A 19,371-nucleotide genomic window follows, 5' to 3' on the forward strand; every position below is an offset into this window, starting at 1 on the left:
ACGCCAGGCGGCGCCCGCCGCCGCTCATGGACGCGCCGCCTCTCGGCGCACGTTCAAAATCCTCCGGGGCAAAGTGCCGGGGCGGCCAGCGGGATGAAGCGCGAGCGAGCGGCGCCCGGCCGTTGGCGGTCCCGCGTCAGGTGGATCGCGGCCGGAGGCCGCGATGCCATTCCTCAACGCCCATCCACCGCCCGCCTCCCCAGCCCCGGATCGTCGGTGAAGAAGGCATCGATGCCGGCGTCGAGGTAGGCGCGCACTTCCGCCACCATGCCCTCGGGGTTGCAGGTGCGCGGGTCGTCGCCCTTCCAGAAGTCCTTCGCCAGGAAGTAGTTCTCCGGGCGGAAGGTGTACGGGTGCACTTCCAGCCCCACCGCGTGGGCGGCGCGCACCAGCGCGGTGGGCTCGCCCAGCGTGCCGTCGGCGCGGTAGGGGATGACCGCGTGGTAGTCGGGGCCGATGGCGTCGGCGTAGGTGGCGATCTCCTTCAGCCCCGCCGGCGTCATCATCTGCGCGTAGGTGAGCGCGCCGCCCGCGGCCGCGACGTCGGCCGGCTGCTTGCCGGGCTCGTCCAGCAGCTGCAGCAGGCGGACGTTGGGGTGCTCCTGGCCGAGCTTGCCGCGCAGGTACTTCAGGTTGCCGATCTCGAAGGACTGGATCTCCACCGGCGCGGTGCGCGTGTAGGCGTGCGCGGCCAGCGCGGCGAGCAGCTTGTCCTCCATCGGCAGGCCGCGCGCGGCGAAGTAGGTGCCGTGCTTGATCTCCGGGATGATGCCGACGACCCGCCCGCGCGCGGCCGCCTCGGCGGCCACGAAGTCGATGAACTCGTCGAAGGTGACCAGCTGGAACTGGCCGTCGTAGCGCGTGCCGCGCAGCTGCGGCAGGCGCTCGCGCGCGCGCAGCGTCTTCAGCTCGGCCAGGGTGAAGTCCTCGGTGAACCAGCCGGTGACCGCCTCGCCGTCCACCGTCCGGGTGGTCTTGCGCGCGGCGAACTCGGGATGCTGCGCCACGTCGGTGGTGGAGCCGATCTCGTTCTCGTGGCGCACCAGCAGCACGCCGTCCCTGCTGGAGACCAGGTCCGGCTCGACCACGTCGGCGCCGTCCGCGATCGCCTTGGCGTAGGAGGCCAGCGTGTGCTCGGGCCGCAGTGCGCTGGCGCCGCGGTGGCCGATCACCAGCACGCGGGCGGCGAGCGGGGGTTCGTGGGCGCGCGGGACGGCGGGCATGGCGACGGCGGCGGCGAGCAGGAGCGGCAGCAGCCAGCCTAGCGGTTTCATCGGCGCTCCTTCATGGCTTCGCGTCCGGCGTCAGGAGGCCCCGCCGCGGCGCGCCGGCGGCGATGGCCGGAGCGAACGAGCGGCACGGCCGCGAGGACATGCTTGCGCATGAAGGATAGCTCCAGCAGGGGCGGGCCCGCCTCGAGCGCGGGGCAACGAAGCAAGGATCGTGGAGTTGCCACATGTCCCTGCGGTGACGCCCGGATTGCAGCGCACGGTTCCCATGCCGGCCGCGTCACCGCTTCGCCCTCACGGCGAAGGCGGCGCGGGCGCCGCGGCGCACGGCCGCGAGCCGCCGCAGGCATAGGGCAGCCCGGCCACCTCGTGCAGGAAGTCGCGCGTGCCGCGGTACACCGCCCCGGCCGACCTCGAACGCAGCGGCGAGGCGATCACGTGCGCGCCGGCGTCCGGAAAGTCCTGCCGGCGCCGCAGCGCCGGCGCCGTGCCCAGCCGCTCGAACATGCCGAGCAGCGCGGCCACCGAGACGGTGCGGTCCTGGTGCCGCTCGTCGCGGTAGTAGTAGCCCAGGTACAGCGGCGCGCGGATGCGCGCGAACAGCGCCGGCGACAGCGCGGCGCGCAGCTCGGCCACCGCGCGGTAGCCGTCCACGTGCACCGCCTGGGCCCAGTAGCCGGAGGCGTGCGGCTGCGCGACGATCTCGCTGCCGCGGTTGTAGGCGTAGCGCAGGAAGAGCGGGCCCCACGGCCAGAACATCGGTTCGAGCCGGTCGCCGTATTCGCGCACCAGCGGCGACCACAGCACCACCGCGTCCACCGCGCGCGGCTGCCGCGCGGCCAGCTCCAGCGCGAGCGCGCCGCCCATCGAGGTACCGATCACGATCACCCGCTGGCCCAGCGCGCGGCCGATCGCCAGCGCCTGCGCGGCGCCGTCGACGAGCTGCTGCGCGGTGAGCCCGCGCATCGCGTCGGGCTCGGCCAGGCCGTGGCCCGGCAGGCGGCTCAGGTAGAGGTTGCAGCCGAAGTCGCGTGCCAGCTCGCGGTGCACCGGCGCGCCCTCGCCCTGGCTGGCGCCGAAGCCGTGGAGGTAGACGATGGCGCAGGCGGCGCGCGCCGGATGGGCCGGGTCGGCCCACACGATGCGCGCCTGGTTGTCCGGGCGCAGGTCCGGGCGAGCCTCCTGCGCCGCCACCAGCGCCTGCAGCGCGGCCGGCGCGGCGGGCACCGCCGGCAGGCGCACCGCCAGCCCGCGCGGCCGGACGCGCGGCCCCAGCGCGGCGAGCGCCACGAGTGCGAGCGCCGCGCCGAGGATCAGGTACCGCCCGCGCACGGCGCCCGCCCGCGCCTCAGAAGTGGCCGGAGAGGCTGATGCCGTAGGTACGCGGCGCGCCGGGGATGTAGGTCGGCAGGTCGAAGTTCTCGCCGCTGTTGCCGGCGTCGACCAGGTACTTCTTGCCGGTCAGGTTGCTGCCCCACACGCCCACGTCCCAGCGGCCGCGGTCGAAGGTGACGCCGGCCTTCAGGTTGAGCAGGCCGTAGGCGCCCTGCGCGTAGGACGGGTTGTTGTCGTCCTCGAAGTAGATCTTCGAGCGCCAGGTGTAGCTCGGGCGCACGTACAGCACGCGGCCCTGCGCCAGCGGCCGGTTCCACTGCACGCCCACCGCCACGGTGTGGTCCGGCGCCAGGCGCAGGTGGTTGCCCGCGTACTCCTGCCGGTTGCCGTGGCGGTCCTCGTCGGCGAAGCGCGCGTGCAGGTAGCTGTAGTTGAGGAAGGCGCTGAAGTGGTCGCCGACCGCCTGCTGCAGCGAGGCCTCGAAGCCGGGCACCTTGGCGCGGCCGGCGTTGAGCGTGACCAGCCGGCCGTCCTGGTAGGCGTTGCTCTGGAAGTTGTCGTAGCGGTAGTAGAACGCCGACAGGTCGTAGGCGAAGCGCCCCTGCGCCGCGTCGCCCTTCAGGCCCAGCTCGAAGTTCAGGATCGTCTCGGCCGGCAGCACGGTCTTGTCGTAGCCGGTGCCCGCCGCATCGAGGTCGAACGAGATCACGTTGGGGCGGCGGCCGCGCGACACGCTGACATAGGTGTTGGTGTCCTCGTCGACGTGGAAGGTGCCGATCAGGCGGCCGACCACGGCGTTGCCGGCGTGCGTGGCGGTGAGCTTGCCGTGGGTGGGCACGAACAGGTCGTTCGGCGCGGTGATGCCGTTCAGGCCCAGCGGCGCGCCGAGCAGCAGCTGGCCCAGGGTGGCGAAGGCCGGCCCGATCGCGGCGTTGCTGGCGTCGCTGACGCGGTAGCCGGCCCACAGCCTCTCGTGCGTCGCGCGCACGCCGGCGGTGAGGTCGAAGCGCTCGCCGAAGCGCCAGGTGCCGTCGGCGAACAGCTCGTAGGAGCGGGTGCTGCCGTAGTTGGTGTAGCCCTCGCGCTCGTCGGTGTTGAACGGCGTGCCGAGCACCGGCACCGCGCTGAACGGCAGGTTGGGCCGGTAGTCCGGGGTGAGCAGCGGCGGCGTGGGGCCGATCAGCGCCTGCAGCACGGCCGCCGCCGCCGGCGAGATGTTCGGCACCAGGTTGAGCACCTGCACGAACAGCTGGCGTTCGTCGGTCTGGAACGGCACGTCCTCGCTGCCGTTCTCGTAGAAGTAGTTGGCGCCGAGGAAGCCGGTGAAATCGCCGCCGGCGTCGTAGTTGAGGCGCAGCTCCTGGCTGAGCTGCCGGCTGCGCGAGTGCTCGGCGAAGTTGAGCATGTCGAGCTGCGAACCGTCGGCGTCGAAGTGCTCCAGCGAGTTGAAGCGGCGCAGGCCGGTGGTGCTGGACAGCGTCCAGCTCCCGTCCAGGCGGAAGTCGCCGAGCGCGGTCAGCCCGTACACCTTGCGGCGCAGGCCCAGCGCCTCGCCCCGGTTGAGGTCGGCGCTGCCGTACACGTCGGTGGAGCCGTTGCGGTTGGGCACCACCCTGCTGCGGAAGTCGGTGCCGGGCGGCGTGTCGAACTGGTAGTTGGCGATCAGGTCGACGCCGCTGTCCTCGCCCACCCTGAAGTGCACGCTGGCGCGCGCCGCCTTGGTGTCCTCGCCGTTCAGGCGCCCGCCGCTCAGGTTCTCGACGTAGCCGTCGTGGTAGCCGTCGTAGACGGCCGCGCGCGCGTAGACGCCGTCGGCCAGCGGGAAATTGAGGTAGCCGGTGAGCTTGCGGCTGGCGTAGTTGCCGAACTCGCTGCCGAAGCCGCCGGAGGTGCCCGGCTGCGCCTTGTTCTGGATCAGCGAGATCGCGCCGCTCTCCGCGCCGCGGCCGAACAGCGTGCCCTGCGGGCCGCGCAGCACCTCCACGCGGTCCATGTCGTACAGCGCCACCACCGAGCCGCGCGAACGACTGATGTCCACGCCGTCCTGGAACACCGACACGCGCGTGGTGGTGTTGGCCGCGCCATCGTCGGTGGTGATGCCGCGCACCGCGATGCCCGGGTTGTTCGGACTCTGCACCTGCACCTGCACGCCGGGCACGTAGCGGCTCAGCGCCTCCACGTCGCTGATGCCGAAGCGGCGCAGGAAGTCGCTGGAATAGGCCGAGATCGAGATCGGCACGTCGACCACCTGCTGCTCGCGCTTCTGCGCGGTCACCGTGACCTGGTTGAGGTTGATCGCGTCGGCCGCGCGGGCGGTGCTGCCCGCCGGCGCCGGCGCCGCGGGCGCCTGCTGCTGCGCGTGCGCGGCCAGCGGCGCGGCCGCCAGCAGCAGGCCCTGGACCGACCGGGCAAGCCGGTTGCGGCGCGGCATCGCGCGCCCGTTCTCGTTCGACATGTGCGTTCCCCCCGGATCGTGCTTGTGTGTGTGTCGCGGCGCCGGCGCCCGGCCTACGCCAGGGTATCCAAGCATGATCGGGGGGCTGCATGACAGCCGCATGTAAGCCGGCGGCCCGGCCGGCCGCGCCGAGGACATCCGGCGACGCGGCCGGGAGCGCCCGGCGGCGGTCCGTTCAGAGCCTGAGGTAGATCCGCCGCCGGTCCATCGCCCACACCACCAGCCACCAGCACGCGACGAAGGCCAGCGCCCAGGCCAGCGAGGCCACGTAGGGCCCGGCCAGCGGCACGATCCAGCCGCACAGCGCGCGGTACAGCGGGTCCTGCCAGCCCAGCGCGGGCAGCAGCACCTGCATCAGCTCCGAGCCCGCGTAGGCGGCGATCGCGTTGACGCCGAAGCGCCGGCCCAGCGCGGGCCAGCCGCGCCGGTCGACCAGCGCGTGGCCCAGCCACAGCGCCAGCGCGGCCCAGCCGGCGGTCCACAGCACGAACGAGGGCGTCCACAGGTTCTTGTTGAACGGCAGCCAGAGCGACCAGGCGAGGCCGAGCAGCAGCCCCGCCGCGCCGGCCAGCGGCAGCGCCCGCGCGCGCCCGGCGCGCAGCGCGCGTCCCGCCGCCAGGCCGAGCAACGTGGTGGCCAGCGACGGCAGCGTGCCGGGCAGGCCCTCCGGGTCGTGGCCGCGGCCGGTGGCCGGATCGATCAGGTAGACGAAGCGGCCGAACACCGCGCTGTCGATCCGGCTGACCAGGTTCGCGTAGGGCTCCAGCGTGCCGCCGGCGAGCAGCAGCGCCCAGTAGCCGAGCAGCAGCACGGCGACCAGCGCCCATTGCGTGCGCGGCTTCGCGTACAGCGCCAGCGCCGCCGCCGCCGCGAAGCACAGCCCGATCCGCTGCAGCACGCCCGGGATGCGCGCGTGCGCGCCGGGCAGCAGCCAGGCCGCGAACAGGTTGATCGCCACGCCCAGCGCCACGATGCGCAGCGCGCGCCACAACGCCGCGCGCAGCAGCATGCCGCGCGGCGTGCCCTGCTCCAGCTTCGGCCCGAACGCCAGCGCGATCGACACGCCGGCGATGAATAGGAAGAACGGGAACACCAGGTCGGTCGGCGTGCAGCCGTGCCATGCCGCGTGTTCCAGCGGCCAGTACACGTGTCCCCAGTCGCCCGCGTCGTTGACCAGCAGCATCGCCGCCACGGTGCAGCCGCGCAGCGCGTCCACCGAGGCGAGTCGCCGGTGCGGCGCGTTCACGGCGCGCCGGCCTGCAGCGTCACCCGCGCGAAGGCGTACAGCGGGCTCCCCGCCGGCGTGGCGAACGCCAGGCACAGCGTGTGCGCGCCCCGCTGCGCCGGCAGCGGCGCCGCGAGGCTGAAGCGGCGCGGCGTGGCGGCCGGGTCGGGCAGCGGCAGCGTGGCCAGCGGCGGCCCGTCGCAGCGGTCCAGGCGGATCTCCAGCTCGCCGTGCGGCGTGGCGGGCGGGCGCCGCACCACCAGCTTGGCCTCGTGCGCGAGCTGGTAGTTGTCGGGCAGCCGCGCGAGGTCGAAGCGCACCGCCGTCACGCCGTCCAGCGGCGCCTCCGGCCACTGCTGGCAGGCATTGAACAGGTTGACGACGTACACCGGCGCGAGCGTGGTCGCGTCCGGCATGGGCTGCACGCGCAGGCGGAACGGGCTGCCGGGGCAGTTGACCAGCGCGGTGCCGTCGCGTGCGAGCAGCGCGGCGCGGTCGATCGCGCGCGCGCGCGGCTCCGCCAGCGGGCGGCCGTCCCCGTCGAGCGCGACCGCGCGCACGGTAGCCGGCAGGCGCACGGTGAAGGGATGCTCGTAGCGCGGCGCATCCGCGCCCGGCGCGCTGCCGTCCACCGTATAGCGCAGCGTGCCGTAGCCGGCCTGGTTCGACAGCGTCACCGGCGCGCTGCCGCTGGCCAGCGCGGCCTTCTCGTCCACCGCGATGTCGGGCGCGAAGGCGCTGTCGGCATAGCGGATGCCCGCGCGGCGGTAGCGCGCCAGCTGCGCCGGCAGGCGTGCGAGGAAACCGTGGAAGTCGCGTTCGGCGGCCGGCGTCCAGGCCACTTCGGCCAGCGCGTCCAGCCGCGGGAACACGGCATGCTCGACGTGCGCCATGGTCGGCGTGTGCTCGGTCCACATGTTGGCCTGCACGCCCAGCACGTGCGCGGCCTGGGCGGCGTCGAGCGACTTCGGCACCGGCTCGAAGGCGTACACGTCGGCCAGCGTCCTGACCGGCACGCGGCCGGTCTGTTCGTCCTCGCGCGCGCTTTGCAGGTAGTCCAGGTACAGCTCCGGCGCGGGCGACAGCACCACGTCGTGGCCCAGCCTGGCGGCCTTCTCCGCGCCCTGGGTGCCGCGCCAGGACATCACCACCGCGTCGCCGGGCACGCCGCCGTCGAGGATCTCGTCCCAGCCCACCATGCGCCGGCCGTGCCGCGCCAGGTAGCGGCCCAGGCGGTCCATCAGCCAGCTCTGCAGCGCGTCCTCGTCCTTCAGGCCCAGCGCCTTGAGGCGCGCCTGCACCGCGGGCGAGGCCTGCCACTGGTCCTTCACCGCCTCGTCGCCGCCCAGGTGGATGTAGCGCGAGGGGAACAGCGCCATCACCTCGTCGAGCACGTTCTGCAGGAAGCGCACGGTGGACTCGTCCACGTTGTACAGCGTGGTGTTCACGCCCCAGTCCGCCGACACCGGCAGGCGCCGCCCGGTGACGCCGACCTGCGGATAGGACGCCACCGCCGCCTGCGCGTGGCCGGGCAGGTCGAGCTCCGGCACCACGGTGATCCGGCGCGCCGCCGCGTAGCGCACCAGCGCGCGGATCTGCTCCTGCGTGTAGTAGCCGCCGTAGCGCTGCGGCTCGTCGTCGCTTCCGGCGCCGGGCGGCGTGCGCCAGGCGCCGATGCGGGTGAGCTCGGGATAGCGCCGGATCGGGATGCGCCAGCCCTGGTCGTCGGTCAGGTGCCAGTGCAGCACGTTGAGCTTGTGCAGCGCCATCTGGTCGAGCAGGCGCTCGATATCGGCGACGCTCTGCATGTGCCGCACCGAGTCCAGCATCAGGCCGCGCCAGGCGAAGCGCGGCGCGTCCTCGACGTGCAGCGCCGGCAGCGCGCCGGCGTCGGCCGGGTCGGTGAACAGCTGCCACAGCGTGGCGACGCCGCGGAACAGCCCGGCGCCGTCGCGCGCGGCCACGCGCACGCCCCGCGGGCCGACGTCGAGCACGTAGCTCTCGGCCGCCGCGGGCGCATTGGGATCGATCGCCAGCGTGACGCCGCCCGGCGCGGACGCCGACCCGACCGGCCGCAGCGCCGGCCCGCCCGCGGCCGCCAGCTGCTCGCGCAGGAAGCGGGCCGCCGCGCGCGCGCGCGGATCGGGCGCGGCCAGCGGCAGCGCCCGGCCCGCCGCGTAGGCGAAGCGCCCGGCCGCCGTTTCCACGCGCGCCGGCAGCGGGATCAGCGACGGCGTCGCGGCGGACGCGGCGCAGGCGCACAGGCCGAGGAAGAGTCCGGACAACAGGCGGGCGAATCTCATGCGGCGGCTCCGGCGGAACGCCGGCGACGCCGCGCGGGGCGCGCCATCGCCGGCCGGAATGCGCAGGGTGCGGACACCCGGCAAAAAGAGGGCCCGGTAATGTACCGGGCCCTGGCGGGGAGTTGCGAGCAACTCAGAACTTGAAGCGCAGGTTCAGGTAGTACTGCCGGCCGTTGACGTAGAACGCATACGGCTGCTTGCCGTAGGTGTCGCTCTTCACGTAGTACTTCAGGGTCGGGTTGTTGAGGTTCATGGCGTCGAACGTGATCGCCATCCAGTCGTTCACGTTGTAGCCCAGCGACAGCGCCAGGTTGCCGATGCCCGACTGGTAGTAGTTGTCGGTGTGGCTCACGCCGTCGTAGAAGGACGAGCGGTAGGTGTAGCTGACGCGGGCGTTGAACAGCTTGTTCTCGAAATAGCCGGAGACGTTGAAGGTGTTCTTCGAGGTGCCCTGCAGCGGCTGGTCGTTGTCGGCGTGGCTGCTGGCGAAGGTGTAGTTCGCCTGCACGCCGAAGTTGTCGCCGATCGGCTGGATGTAGTTCAGCTCCACGCCCTTCACGTTGCCGTCGACGTTGTGCGGCACGGTGACCGAGTAGGTGTTGAACACGTCGTGGCCGGCCGCCTGGCTGGCCTGCATGTCCTTGTAGACGCGGTCCTCGTTGCCGAAGCCGACGTAGTCGTTGAGCGACATCTCGTACACGCCCACCGACACCAGGCCGCGCGGGGCGAAGTACCACTCCAGCGAGGCGTCGAAGTTGGTGGAGATCAGCGGCTTGAGCTGCGGGTTGCCGCCGCTGCCGGTGTGGGTGAGGTCGTCCAGCGAGACGAAGCCGGCCAGCGAGGAGTAGTCCGGGCGGGTCAGCGTCTGCGAGGCCGCGAAGCGCGCCAGCACGTCCTCGCTCAGCTCGAACTTGAGGTTCACGCTGGGCAGCAGCTTGCTGTAGGTGTGCTTGTAGGTGTTCCAGTAGTAGTCGCCGAACGCCGAGCCGGTGATCGGGCCGACCGAGCTGCTCACGTTGGCCGCGGGCGCGGTGCTGGAATAGCTGATGTTCTCGCGCGTGCTGACGTAGCGCGCGCCCACGTTGCCGCTCCAGCGGTCGCCGGAGAAGTTGGCCTGCAGGTAGGCCGCGCCGTCCTTCTCGTTCACCTTGTAGATGTCGTTGAAGTAGAAGCGCGCCACCGGATCGCGGTTGGCGAACTGCGCGTCGAAGTCGGCGAGCTGGCCCGGCGTGTAGTACCAGATGTTGCGCGGGAAGGTGCCGCCGACGTCGCTGCCGAAGCCGCCCGGATAGTTCGACCAGCTGGTCGGATAGTTGGCCAGGTTGGTCCAGTCGCCGGTCGGGCCCTGCGCGATGCTGTTGAGGTTCTCGCGGGTGTGGTCGGCGTAGCGCACGCCGAACTCCAGCGAGGCCAGCGCGCCCTCGTCGAAGTCGAGCTCGCCGGCGCCGCTGAACCAGTTCTCCTTGTCCTTGGCGTGGATGCCGTTCTCGCCGAAGATCCAGCCGGCGGTGGGCACGATCGCGTTGGGCGAGCTGTTGTCGCCGCCCAGGCTCCAGTTGATCGGCTTGCCGAGGCCGCGCATGTTCCAGTTGATGTCGGCGCCGCGCTGGGTGCCGAGCTCGAGCACGTCCTGGGTCGGGCTGTTGCCGCGGCCCAGGGTGGTGCCGGCCTGGCCCTTGAAGCTCAGGTGGTCGGTGACGCGCCAGTCCGCGTCCAGCGTCCAGTACTGGCTGGAGGAGGAGGCGCCCGGACGCGAGATCATGTCGTACACGCCGGAGGCGTCGGTGCCGCCGGTGACGGTGCCGCTGGTGATCACGTTGCCGTTGATCGCGTTCGGCGTCAGCGTGGCGCCGTTGGCCAGCGCGTGGCCGACCCAGGTCATGTAGTTGCGGTTGTAGTTGTCGGCCTTGAGCTTGGAATAGAAGCCGTTGAGATCGAGCGTGAGGTTGTCGGTCGCCTTCCATTCCAGGTCCACCGCGCCGCCCTCGCGCTTGCGCTTCTGGGTGAACAGCACGGCACCGATCTCTTCGGGGTAGTACAGCGTGCGGCCGCCGGACGTGAACGGCGCGTAGCCGCCGACCACTTCCTGGCCGTCGCGCTGCAGGCTGCGTTCCTCGTAGAAGGCCTGCACCATCGCGCCGAAGGTGTTGCTGTCGTTCTTCCAGTTGAACAGGCCGTCGAACTGCGGCTTGGTATTGCTGGGCAGGTCGGAGTACACGCCGCCGATCGACGCCTGGCCGGTCACCTGCTTGGCGAACTCCAGCGGCTTGCGCGTGATGATGTCGACCGAGCCGGCGCTGCCGCCCTCGACCAGCTTGGCCTCGGAGGTCTTGTGCACCACCACCTGGTTGACGATCTCCGACGGCAGCAGGCTGTAGCTGACGCTGCGGCCCACGGTCTGGGTCTGGCTCAGCACGAACCAGTCGCCGGTGCCGACGGTATGGCCGTTGACCAGGGTCTGGGTCAGGTCGGGATTGGTGCCGCGCAGGCTGACGCGGTCGCTCTCGTCGAAGCCGCCTTCGTGGGCGCTGGACGAGCTGATGTTGACGCCCGGCAGGCGCTGCAGCGTGTCGGCCACGTTCTTGGCCGGCAGCTTGCCGACGTCCTCGGCGGTGACGATCTCCACGTGCGAATCGGACGCCTGCTTCAGCTGCAGCGACTCCGCTTCGCTGTCGCGGATGCCGACGACGGTGACCGTGCCCAGCTCCTTCGCCTTGGTCTTGTCGGCGCGGCCCTGGTCGGTGCTCGACTGCGTGGCGCTGCCCGTCTGCGCCGCGTCCTGGGCGTGCAGCGTGCCCGTGAAACACAGGCCGGCGATGATGCTTGCGGCTAACAGCTTGCGATGTGACATGGTTGCTCCCCTCCGAGCGGATCAGCAGCAGTTGGCTTGTGGTCGTTGCTGCGTGGTTGGCTGGGCTTGCGCCCGTTCAATGGTCGAAAAACGCGCCATGCGCCGGCCCTCACCCGTCCCGGGCGCGGCCGTCCAGAAACATCCCGGCCGCCCCGATCACGCCGAGCTGGCCGTGCTCCATCAGTCGTACGGGCACCTGCTGCAGGAACGCGCGCATCACGCCCTTGTTGTGGAAGCGCTCGGCGAAGCGGCTGCCGGGCAGCAGGTCGCGGATCTGCGGCAGGATGCCGCCGGCGAGGAACACGCCGCCGCGCGCGCCGTACAGCATCGCCAGGTCGCCGACGAAGCCGCCGAGCAGGCCGCAGAACACGTCCAGCGTCTCCACCGCCAGCGCGTCGCTGCGCTCCAGCGCGCGCCGGGTGACCTCGGCCGGCTCGTCCACCGCCGCCGGCGCGCCGCGCAGCGTGGCGAGGGCGCGGTACAGGTTGACCAGGCCGGGGCCGGACAGCGCGTGCTCGTAGGGCACGTGCGCGCGCTCGCGCGCGAACAGCCGCAGGATCTCGGTCTCGCGCTCGTCGCCCGGCGCCAGCGCGATCTGGCCGGCCTCGGTGGGCAGCACCGTGGCGTGCGGCTGGCCCGGCAGCAACACCGCCGAGCCCAGGCCGGTGCCCGGCCCCATCACCAGCACCGGTCCCTCGCCGCGCGGCAGGGTGTTCTCGATCACCGGCACGGTGTCGGCGTCGGCGAGGAACTGCGCGGCGTAGGCCACCGCCTCGAAGTCGTTGACCACCGCCAGCCGCTCGATGCCCAGGCCCTCGCGGATGTCGCGGATGGAGACCGGCCAGGGCAGGTTGTCGTTGACGATGGCGTCGCCCAGCACGTAGCCGGCGCTGGCCACCGCGCACGCGCGCACGCGCACCGAGGCGCCCAGCGTCGCCACGAAGTCGCGCAGGATGGCGGTGAGGCTGGGCCACTGCGCGCAGGCGTAGCGCTGGTAGGCGCGCACCGTCACCGGGCCGCGGCCGTCGCCGCTGACCAGCCCGACGCGCGCATGCGTGCCGCCGACGTCGGCCGCGAGGAAGGCCGCCGGCGCCGGCGCGGCGTCACGGACGACGTTGTGCTTGGCGACCTCGGCCACGCTCCCCCCATTGCGTCGTGGGCACGCCCGCCCACCGGGCGGCCCGTGCGGTGGAGTCTGGACAGGGTTTGACAACGTTGTCAACAGGACATGTGGAAGGCCCCCGCCCGGGCGCTGGCGCATCGCAGCAGGAAGCTCCCGGCATGCCCGCCGGCCCGATGCGCAGGATGCGCCGGAAATGCCAGTCTCAAGCCGCCACCGGCGGCTTCCCCGCCTCGCCGTCCGGGTGATGCGTCGCGGCATGGGAAGCACTGCCGCCGGCGCGCCCGCGCGACGCGCCGTTGGCGCACGTCCGCAACCCGCCGGCGCGGACAAATTGACAACGTTGAACAATCCGGCCATATAACGGCCCACGGGCGGCCCGGCGCGGGGCGGCGCCGGCCGCCCGCCACCTACCGGGGAGTCCACGCATGTCATCCATCTCGCCAGCCGCCGCCGCCGGGCGCTCCACGCTCGGGCCGACCATCATCATCGGCGTGCTGTTCTTCATCTTCGGCTTCGTCACCTGGCTCAACGGGCCGCTGATCACCTTCGTCAAGCTGGCCTTCCAGGTGGAGGACGTCTACGCCTTCCTGGTGCCGTTCGCGTTCTACCTGTCCTACTTCGTGTTCTCGCTGCCGGCCTCGGCGGTGCTGCGCCGCACCGGCATGAAGAAGGGCATGGCGCTGGGCCTGTTCGTGATGGCGGTGGGCGCGGTGGGCTTCGGCCAGTTCGCCACCATGCGCGTGTTCCCCGGCGCGCTGGTCGGGCTGTTCGTGATCGGCGCGGGGCTGTCGCTGCTGCAGACCGCCTCCAACCCCTACATCAGCATCCTCGGGCCGATCGAGAGCGCCGCGCAGCGCATCGCGGTCATGGGCATCTTCAACAAGTTCGCGGGCATCCTCGCGCCGATCGTGATCGGCTCGCTTGTGCTCGCCGGCATCGGCGACATCGACGCGCAGGTGCAGGCCGCGCCGACGCCGCAGGCGCGCGAGGCGCTGCTCGACGCCTTCGCCGCCAAGGTGCACCTGCCGTACCTGGTGATGGCCGGGCTGCTGGTGCTGCTGGCGGCGTGGGTGGTGCGCTCCTCGCTGCCGGAGATCCGCCCGAGCAGCGCCAACAGCGAGCAGGCGATCGGCCACGCCGACAGCAGCATCTTCCACTTCCCGCACCTGTGGCTGGGCGTGCTGTGCCTGTTCCTGTACGTGGGCGTGGAGGTGATGGCGGGCGACGCGATCGGCACCTACGGCGCCGGCTTCCACCTGCCGCTGGACCAGACCAAGTTCTTCACCGCCTTCACCCTCGGCGGCATGCTGCTGGGCTACGTGGTCGGCCTGGTGCTGATCCCGCGCTTCGTCTCGCAGCAGCGCTACCTCGCCGTGTCGGCGGTGCTGGGCGTGCTGTTCACCGTGTGCGCCTACCTCACCCGCGGCTACCTCTCGGTGGGCTTCGTCGCCGCGCTGGGCTTCGCCAACGCGATGATGTGGCCGGCGATCTTCCCGCTGGCGATCAAGGGCCTGGGCCGGCACACCGAGGCGGGCTCGGCGCTGCTGATCATGGGCATCGCCGGCGGCGCGGTGATCCCGCAGCTGTTCGCGCACCTGAAGGAGCGCCTGGATTTCCAGCTGGTGTTCGCGCTGCTGATGGTGCCGTGCTACCTGTACATCCTCTACTACGGGCTGCGCGGCCACCGCGTCGGCCAGTCCGCCGCGCGGGCCGGATGATGCGGCAGGCGGCGGCGGCCACTACCATTTCCCTTGCGGCCAGCCGGGCCAGCGCGGCTGGCCGGCCAGACGGAGGCTCCGTTGCATCATCCCACCATCAAGGACGTCGCCGAGCGGGCGGGCGTCTCGCTGAAGACCGTCTCGCGGGTGATCAACCGCGAGGCCTCGGTGCGCGCGGACACGCGCGAGCGCGTGGAGCGCGCGATCGAGGCGATGGGCTACCGGCCGGACCCGTCCGCGCGCAGCCTGCGCAGCACGCACTCCTACGCGATCGGGCTGGTCTACGACAACCCGAACGCGCACTACGTGATCAGCATGCAGGAGGGCGTGCTGTCGGCCTGCCGCGAGCGCGGCTACGGCCTGCAGATCCACCCGTGCGACTCCTCCTCGCCAAAGCTGGCCGAGGAGCTGGTGGCGCTGGCGCGCCGCTCGCGCCTGGCCGGGCTGGTGCTGGCGCCGCCGATGTCCGAGCAGGCCGAGCTGATCGCCAGGCTGAAGGCGCAGGGCATCCCGTTCGTGCGCATCATCGCCTCGCGCGAGGACCCGCAGGACGGCTCGCCCTGCGTGTGGGTGGACGACCGCGACGCCGCCTACGCGATCACCGAGCACCTGATCCAGCTCGGCCACACGCGCATCGGCTTCCTGTGGGGCGAGCCGCACCACCGCTCCAGCCCGGAGCGCTACCAGGGCTACGCCGACGCGCTGAAGGACTACGGCATCCCGCTCGACAGGAAGCTGGTGCTGCCGGGGCGCTACGCCTTCGACGACGGCTTCCGCGGCGCGCGCAAGCTGCTGGCGCTGAAGCAGCCGCCCACCGCGATCTTCGGCAGCAACGACGAGATCGCCGCCGGCGTGCTGGCGGCGGCGCGCTCGATGGGACTGGACGTGCCGTGGGACCTGTCGATCGCCGGCTTCGAGGACAACCCGTTCTCCAAGCAGGCCTGGCCCGCGCTGACCACCGCGCGCCAGTCCACCCGCGAGATCGGCCGCCACGCCGCGCTGCGGCTGATGGCCGAGCTGCGCCGCGGCGAGGAGGCCGGCGTCGCGCCGGCGGCCAACGAGGGCTTCGTGCCCGAGCTGGTGGTGCGCGGCTCCACCGCGCCGCCGAAGCAGCCCGCCGCGCCGAAGGGCTGAGCCCGCGGGCCGTCCGCGCCGCCGTCGCCGCCTCCGGGAAGGCGAGCCGCGCCGCCGCGCCATGCCTGCGGGAACCCGCCGCGGCGCCCCTGTCTCCCGCGCCCCCGGGGCGCGCCGAAGCCGCGGCCTCGCATGCCGCGCCCGCCGTGCCTCCCCCCGCCATGCCGCCGCGCCGCCGTCGCGCGGCGGCGCACCGCCCCGTCCGGAAACAACGCCATCCATGAAACCCGCCCACGACACCCTGATGTACCGCGAGGCGCACGAGACCGCCGAGGTCGTCGCGCGCCAGCTCGCCCGCAACGCCGCCGCGCTGGAGGCGCTGGGCGCCGCGCTGCGCGCGCGGCCGCCGCGCTTCATCGTCACCTGCGCGCGCGGCAGCTCCGACCATGCCGCCGCCTACGCCAAGTACGTGTTCGAGACCAAGCTGGGCCTGGCCACCGCCTCGGCCTCGCCATCGATCGCCTCGATCTACGACGCCAGGCTCAGGCTGGAGGACGCGCTGTTCGTCGCCGTCTCGCAGTCGGGCAAGAGCCCGGACCTGCTGCGCAGCGCGCAGGCCGCGCGCGAGGCCGGCGCGCGCGTGCTGGCGCTGGTCAACGTGGAGGACTCGCCGCTGGCCGCGCTCGCCGACACGGTGATTCCGCTGTGCGCCGGCCCCGAGCGCAGCGTGGCGGCGACCAAGAGCTACCTCGCCACGCTCGCCGCGGTGCTGCAGCTGGCCGCGCACTGGAGCGGCGATGCGTCCCTGCACGCGGTGCTGGCGCGGCTGCCGGACGACCTGCGCCGCGGCTGGGACGCCGACTGGTCCGCGCTGGCCGACGCGCTCGCGCCGGTGCGCAACCTGTTCGTGGTGGGGCGCGGCTACGGCTTCGGCGCGGCGCTGGAGGCGGCGCTGAAGTTCAAGGAGACCTGCGGCCTGCACGCCGAGGCGTTCAGCGCGGCCGAGGTCAAGCACGGCCCGATGGCGCTGGTCGGCCCGGACTTCCCGCTGCTGTTCCTCGCCCAGGACGACGGCACGCTGGACCACACGCTGGCGGTGGCCGCCGAGTTCCGCGCGCGCGGCGCGCGCGTGCTGCTGGCCGCGCCGGGCATGCAGGGGCCCGATACACTGCCGCTGGCGGCCGGGCTGTCGCCGCTGGCGGCGCCGCTGGTGGCGGTGCAGAGCTTCTACCGCGCGGCCAGCGCGCTGTCGCTGCGCCGCGGCTTCGACCCCGACTTGCCGCCCAGCCTCAACAAGGTCACGGAGACGCTGTGATGGCCACGCTCACCGCCCTCGTCGACGCCCGCGTGATGGGCGACCACGGCCCGCGCGAGGGCCTGGCCGTGCTGGTCGAGGGCGAGCGCATCCATGCCGTCGTGCCGGCGGACGACCCGCGCGTGGCGCGGGCCGCGCGGGTGGGCCTCGGCGGCAAGCTGCTGCTGCCCGGCTTCATCGACGTGCAGGTCAACGGCGGCGGCGGCCTGCTGTTCAACGACGCGCCCACGGTGGACACGCTGCGCGGCATCGCCGCCGCGCACCGCCAGTTCGGCACCGTGGGCCTGCTGCCCACGCTGATCACCGACACCGCGGAGAAGATGCGCGCCGCGCTGGAGGCGGTGGACGCGGCGATCGCGCAGGGCGTGCCCGGCATCCTCGGCATCCACCTGGAGGGCCCGTTCCTCGCGCCCGCGCGCAAGGGCATCCACGACGCCGGCCTGTTCCGCCCCCTGGACGACGACGACCTCGCGCTGATCGCGCGGCCGCGCCGCGGCGTGACGATGCTCACGCTGGCGCCCGAGCGGGTGTCCGCCGACGCGATCCGGCGCCTGAGCGAGGCCGGCGTGCGCGTGGTCGGCGGCCACACCGGCGCCGACTATGCCACCGTGCGCGCCGCGCTGGACGCCGGGCTGTGCGGCTTCACCCATCTCTACAACGCGATGACCCCGCTCGGCAGCCGCGAGCCGGGCGTGGTGGGCGCCGCGCTGGACGATCCGCACAGCTGGTGCGGGCTGATCGCGGACGGCCACCACGTGCATCCGGCCGCGATGCGCGTGGCGATCGCGGCCAAGGCGCGCGGCAGGATGGTGCTGGTCACCGACGCGATGCCCCCGGTGGGTTCCGACGACCCGACCTACGTGCTCAACGGCCAGACCATCGTGGCGCGCGACGGCATCTGCCAGAGCGACGCCGGCGTGCTGGCCGGCTCCGCGCTGGACATGGCCACCGGCGTGCGCAACCTGGTCGGCCTGGCCGGCCTGCCGCTGGCCGAAGCCTCGCGCATGGCCAGCGCCTACCCGGCCGACTGGCTGGGCCTCGCGCGCACGCACGGCCGCCTCGCCGCCGGCTACCGCGCCGACTTCGCGGTGCTGGACGACGCGCTGCGCGTCGCCGAGACCTGGATCGGCGGCGTGCGCCATACTGCCCGACGCCACTGACACCGAACCGCAATCTCCCCGAGCCAGCATGCGCGACAGCATCCATCGCACGGGGCCGTCCATGCGCCTTCGCTTCCACCTGCCGCGGCGCCTGCTCGTCGCGCTCGCGCTCGCCGCGACCGCACTGCCGGCCCCCGCCGCGCACCGCGTCATCGTGTTCGTCTGGGACGGCATGCGCCCCGACGCGATCAGCGCGCAGGACACGCCGCGCCTGCAGGCGCTGGCCGAGCGCGGCAGCTACTTCACCGACAACCACGCCACCTACCCCACCTTCACCATGGCGAACGCCTCCAGCTTCGCCACCGGCGCCTTCCCCGGCCCGCTCGGCTTCTACGGCAACCGCTTCTGGGCGCCCGGCGCCGCGGGCCTGGACGCCAAGGGCAAGGCGGTGGACTTCCACCAGCCGGCCTACACCGAGGACTACGCCGTGCTGCGCGCGCTCGACGCGCACGCGAACCGCGCCCTGCTGCAACTGCCCACGCTGCTGCAGGCCGCGCACCGGGCGGGACTGAAGACCGCGCTGGTCGGCAAGTCCGGCCCGGTGTTCCTGCAGGACCGCGCGCTCGCCGACGAAGGCGACCCCGGCCGCGGCCTGATGCTGGACGAGAACACCGCGCTGCCGCTGGCCTTCGCGCGCGAGCTGCAGCAGGCCGGCTACCCGCTGCCGGCCAATGCGGCGCACACCTACGACGGCGCGCAGCTCGCCTTGCGCGAGGACAACGGCGAGCCCACCGCGCAAGCCAAGCCCGTCCTGCTCAGGGACGGCGCCAGCTCGGACGCCACCGCCGCCGGCGAGACCACGCCCGAGGCCGCCAACGCCTGGCTGATGAAGGCGTTCCTCGACGAGGTGCTGCCGAAACACCGGCCCGACCTCAGCATCGTGTGGCTGCGCAATCCCGACACCACCCAGCACGTCTACGGCGTCGGCTCGCCCGAGTTCCACCGCGCATTGCAGGCGCAGGACGCGCTGCTCGGCCAGCTGGAGGACAGGCTGGCCGCGCTGGGCCTGGCCGGCGACACCGACCTGATCGTCGTCTCCGACCACGGCCACAGCAGCATCGCCGGCCCGCGCGACCTGTTCCCGCTGCGCCAGATCAACGACGGCCGCGTGGCGGGCATCGACGACGCATGGGGCTACTCGGTGTCCGGCGGCGTGCGCCTGGCCGACGAGCTGAGCCGCGCCGGCTTCGCCGCCTTCGACGGCTTCGGCTGCGTGTACGCGCCGGTGATGAGCGGCATCCGCGCCGACGGCACGCCGCTGCACCCCACCCGCTACGACGACGACGGCCGCGTGTGCGGCAAGCCCGGCCCGTACACCACGCCCGGCTACGTGTTGCCCGACGTCCTGCCCAACGGCGCGCTGGTGCTCGCCCCCAACGGCGGCACCGAGTACCTGTACCAGCCCGAGCACGACCCCGCGGTGGTGAAGCGCGCGGTGCGCTTCCTGCAGTCGCGCGAGTACATCGGCGCGGTGTTCGTGGCCAGGCGCTAGGGCGTGTCATCAATTGAGCAGGATGACGGCGGCAGCGCCGTAGATAGCACCGAGGAAATTACGAGCCGTTTTGTCGTATCGAGTGGCGATG

Annotated in this window: 12 protein-coding genes and 1 pseudogene; 5 read left to right on the top strand and 8 right to left on the bottom strand. The window is 72.7% G+C overall.

The genetic code is table 11. From position 1 onward, the window contains the following. Nucleotides 1-173: 173 nt before the first annotated feature. The 7 genes from C7456_RS15835 to glk all read right to left on the bottom strand — a co-directional run bounded on the left by C7456_RS15835 (nucleotide 174) and on the right by glk (nucleotide 12,536). Nucleotides 174-1,223 carry a glycerophosphodiester phosphodiesterase gene (locus tag C7456_RS15835; RefSeq protein WP_109724785.1) on the bottom strand — a complete coding sequence of 350 codons (1,050 nt, stop codon included), beginning with the start codon at nucleotides 1,221-1,223 and terminating at the stop codon, nucleotides 174-176. Nucleotides 1,224-1,523: 300 nt separating this feature from the next. Beyond that, a complete protein-coding gene (locus C7456_RS15840; protein WP_109724772.1) occupies nucleotides 1,524-2,561 on the bottom strand; it encodes an alpha/beta hydrolase in 1,038 nt (345 codons plus the stop codon). A 16-nt stretch (nucleotides 2,562-2,577) separates the two neighbouring features. Then, nucleotides 2,578-5,019, bottom strand: a complete 2,442-nt coding sequence (locus C7456_RS15845) for a TonB-dependent receptor (RefSeq protein WP_139942909.1) — start codon at nucleotides 5,017-5,019, stop codon at nucleotides 2,578-2,580. A 175-nt stretch (nucleotides 5,020-5,194) separates the two neighbouring features. Further along, nucleotides 5,195-6,265 carry an acyltransferase family protein gene (locus C7456_RS15850; protein WP_109724774.1) on the bottom strand — a complete coding sequence of 357 codons (1,071 nt, stop codon included), beginning with the start codon at nucleotides 6,263-6,265 and terminating at the stop codon, nucleotides 5,195-5,197. Further along, complete coding sequence (locus C7456_RS15855; protein ID WP_109724775.1) at nucleotides 6,262-8,547, bottom strand: family 20 glycosylhydrolase; 2,286 nt, start codon at nucleotides 8,545-8,547, stop codon at nucleotides 6,262-6,264. Before C7456_RS15855 ends, C7456_RS15850 begins: the two co-directional genes overlap by 4 nt. A 133-nt stretch (nucleotides 8,548-8,680) precedes the next feature. Further along, nucleotides 8,681-11,398 (bottom strand): TonB-dependent receptor, encoded by a 2,718-nt coding sequence (locus C7456_RS15860; RefSeq protein ID WP_109724776.1) that lies wholly within the window; start codon nucleotides 11,396-11,398, stop codon nucleotides 8,681-8,683. Nucleotides 11,399-11,507: 109 nt separating this feature from the next. Continuing rightward, a complete protein-coding gene (gene glk, locus C7456_RS15865) occupies nucleotides 11,508-12,536 on the bottom strand; it encodes a glucokinase (RefSeq protein ID WP_245889906.1) in 1,029 nt (342 codons plus the stop codon). Between the two features lie 410 nt (nucleotides 12,537-12,946). Here glk and C7456_RS15870 point away from each other — a divergent pair, with 410 nt between their 5' ends. From C7456_RS15870 to C7456_RS15890, 5 genes are all read left to right on the top strand, one after another. After that, complete coding sequence (locus tag C7456_RS15870) at nucleotides 12,947-14,239, top strand: sugar MFS transporter (protein WP_109724778.1); 1,293 nt, start codon at nucleotides 12,947-12,949, stop codon at nucleotides 14,237-14,239. A gap of 81 nt (nucleotides 14,240-14,320) precedes the next feature. Continuing rightward, on the top strand, nucleotides 14,321-15,373 hold the full coding sequence (locus C7456_RS15875) for a LacI family DNA-binding transcriptional regulator (protein ID WP_109724779.1): 1,053 nt from the start codon (nucleotides 14,321-14,323) through the stop codon (nucleotides 15,371-15,373). A gap of 220 nt (nucleotides 15,374-15,593) precedes the next feature. Then, on the top strand, nucleotides 15,594-16,628 hold the full coding sequence (locus C7456_RS15880) for an SIS domain-containing protein (protein WP_109724780.1): 1,035 nt from the start codon (nucleotides 15,594-15,596) through the stop codon (nucleotides 16,626-16,628). Then, nucleotides 16,628-17,788, top strand: coding sequence for an N-acetylglucosamine-6-phosphate deacetylase (gene nagA, locus C7456_RS15885; protein WP_109724781.1), 1,161 nt, complete (start codon nucleotides 16,628-16,630; stop codon nucleotides 17,786-17,788). Before C7456_RS15880 ends, nagA begins: the two co-directional genes overlap by 1 nt. A 61-nt stretch (nucleotides 17,789-17,849) precedes the next feature. Next, nucleotides 17,850-19,280, top strand: coding sequence for an alkaline phosphatase family protein (locus C7456_RS15890; protein ID WP_170120237.1), 1,431 nt, complete (start codon nucleotides 17,850-17,852; stop codon nucleotides 19,278-19,280). A 9-nt stretch (nucleotides 19,281-19,289) separates the two neighbouring features. Here C7456_RS15890 and C7456_RS17385 read toward each other — a convergent pair. Then, a pseudogene (locus tag C7456_RS17385) lies at nucleotides 19,290-19,371 on the bottom strand (IS5/IS1182 family transposase); the annotation flags it as partial.

Origin of the sequence: Fulvimonas soli (genome assembly GCF_003148905.1) — a bacterium.
GTDB classification, from domain to species: Bacteria; Pseudomonadota; Gammaproteobacteria; order Xanthomonadales; family Rhodanobacteraceae; genus Fulvimonas; species Fulvimonas soli.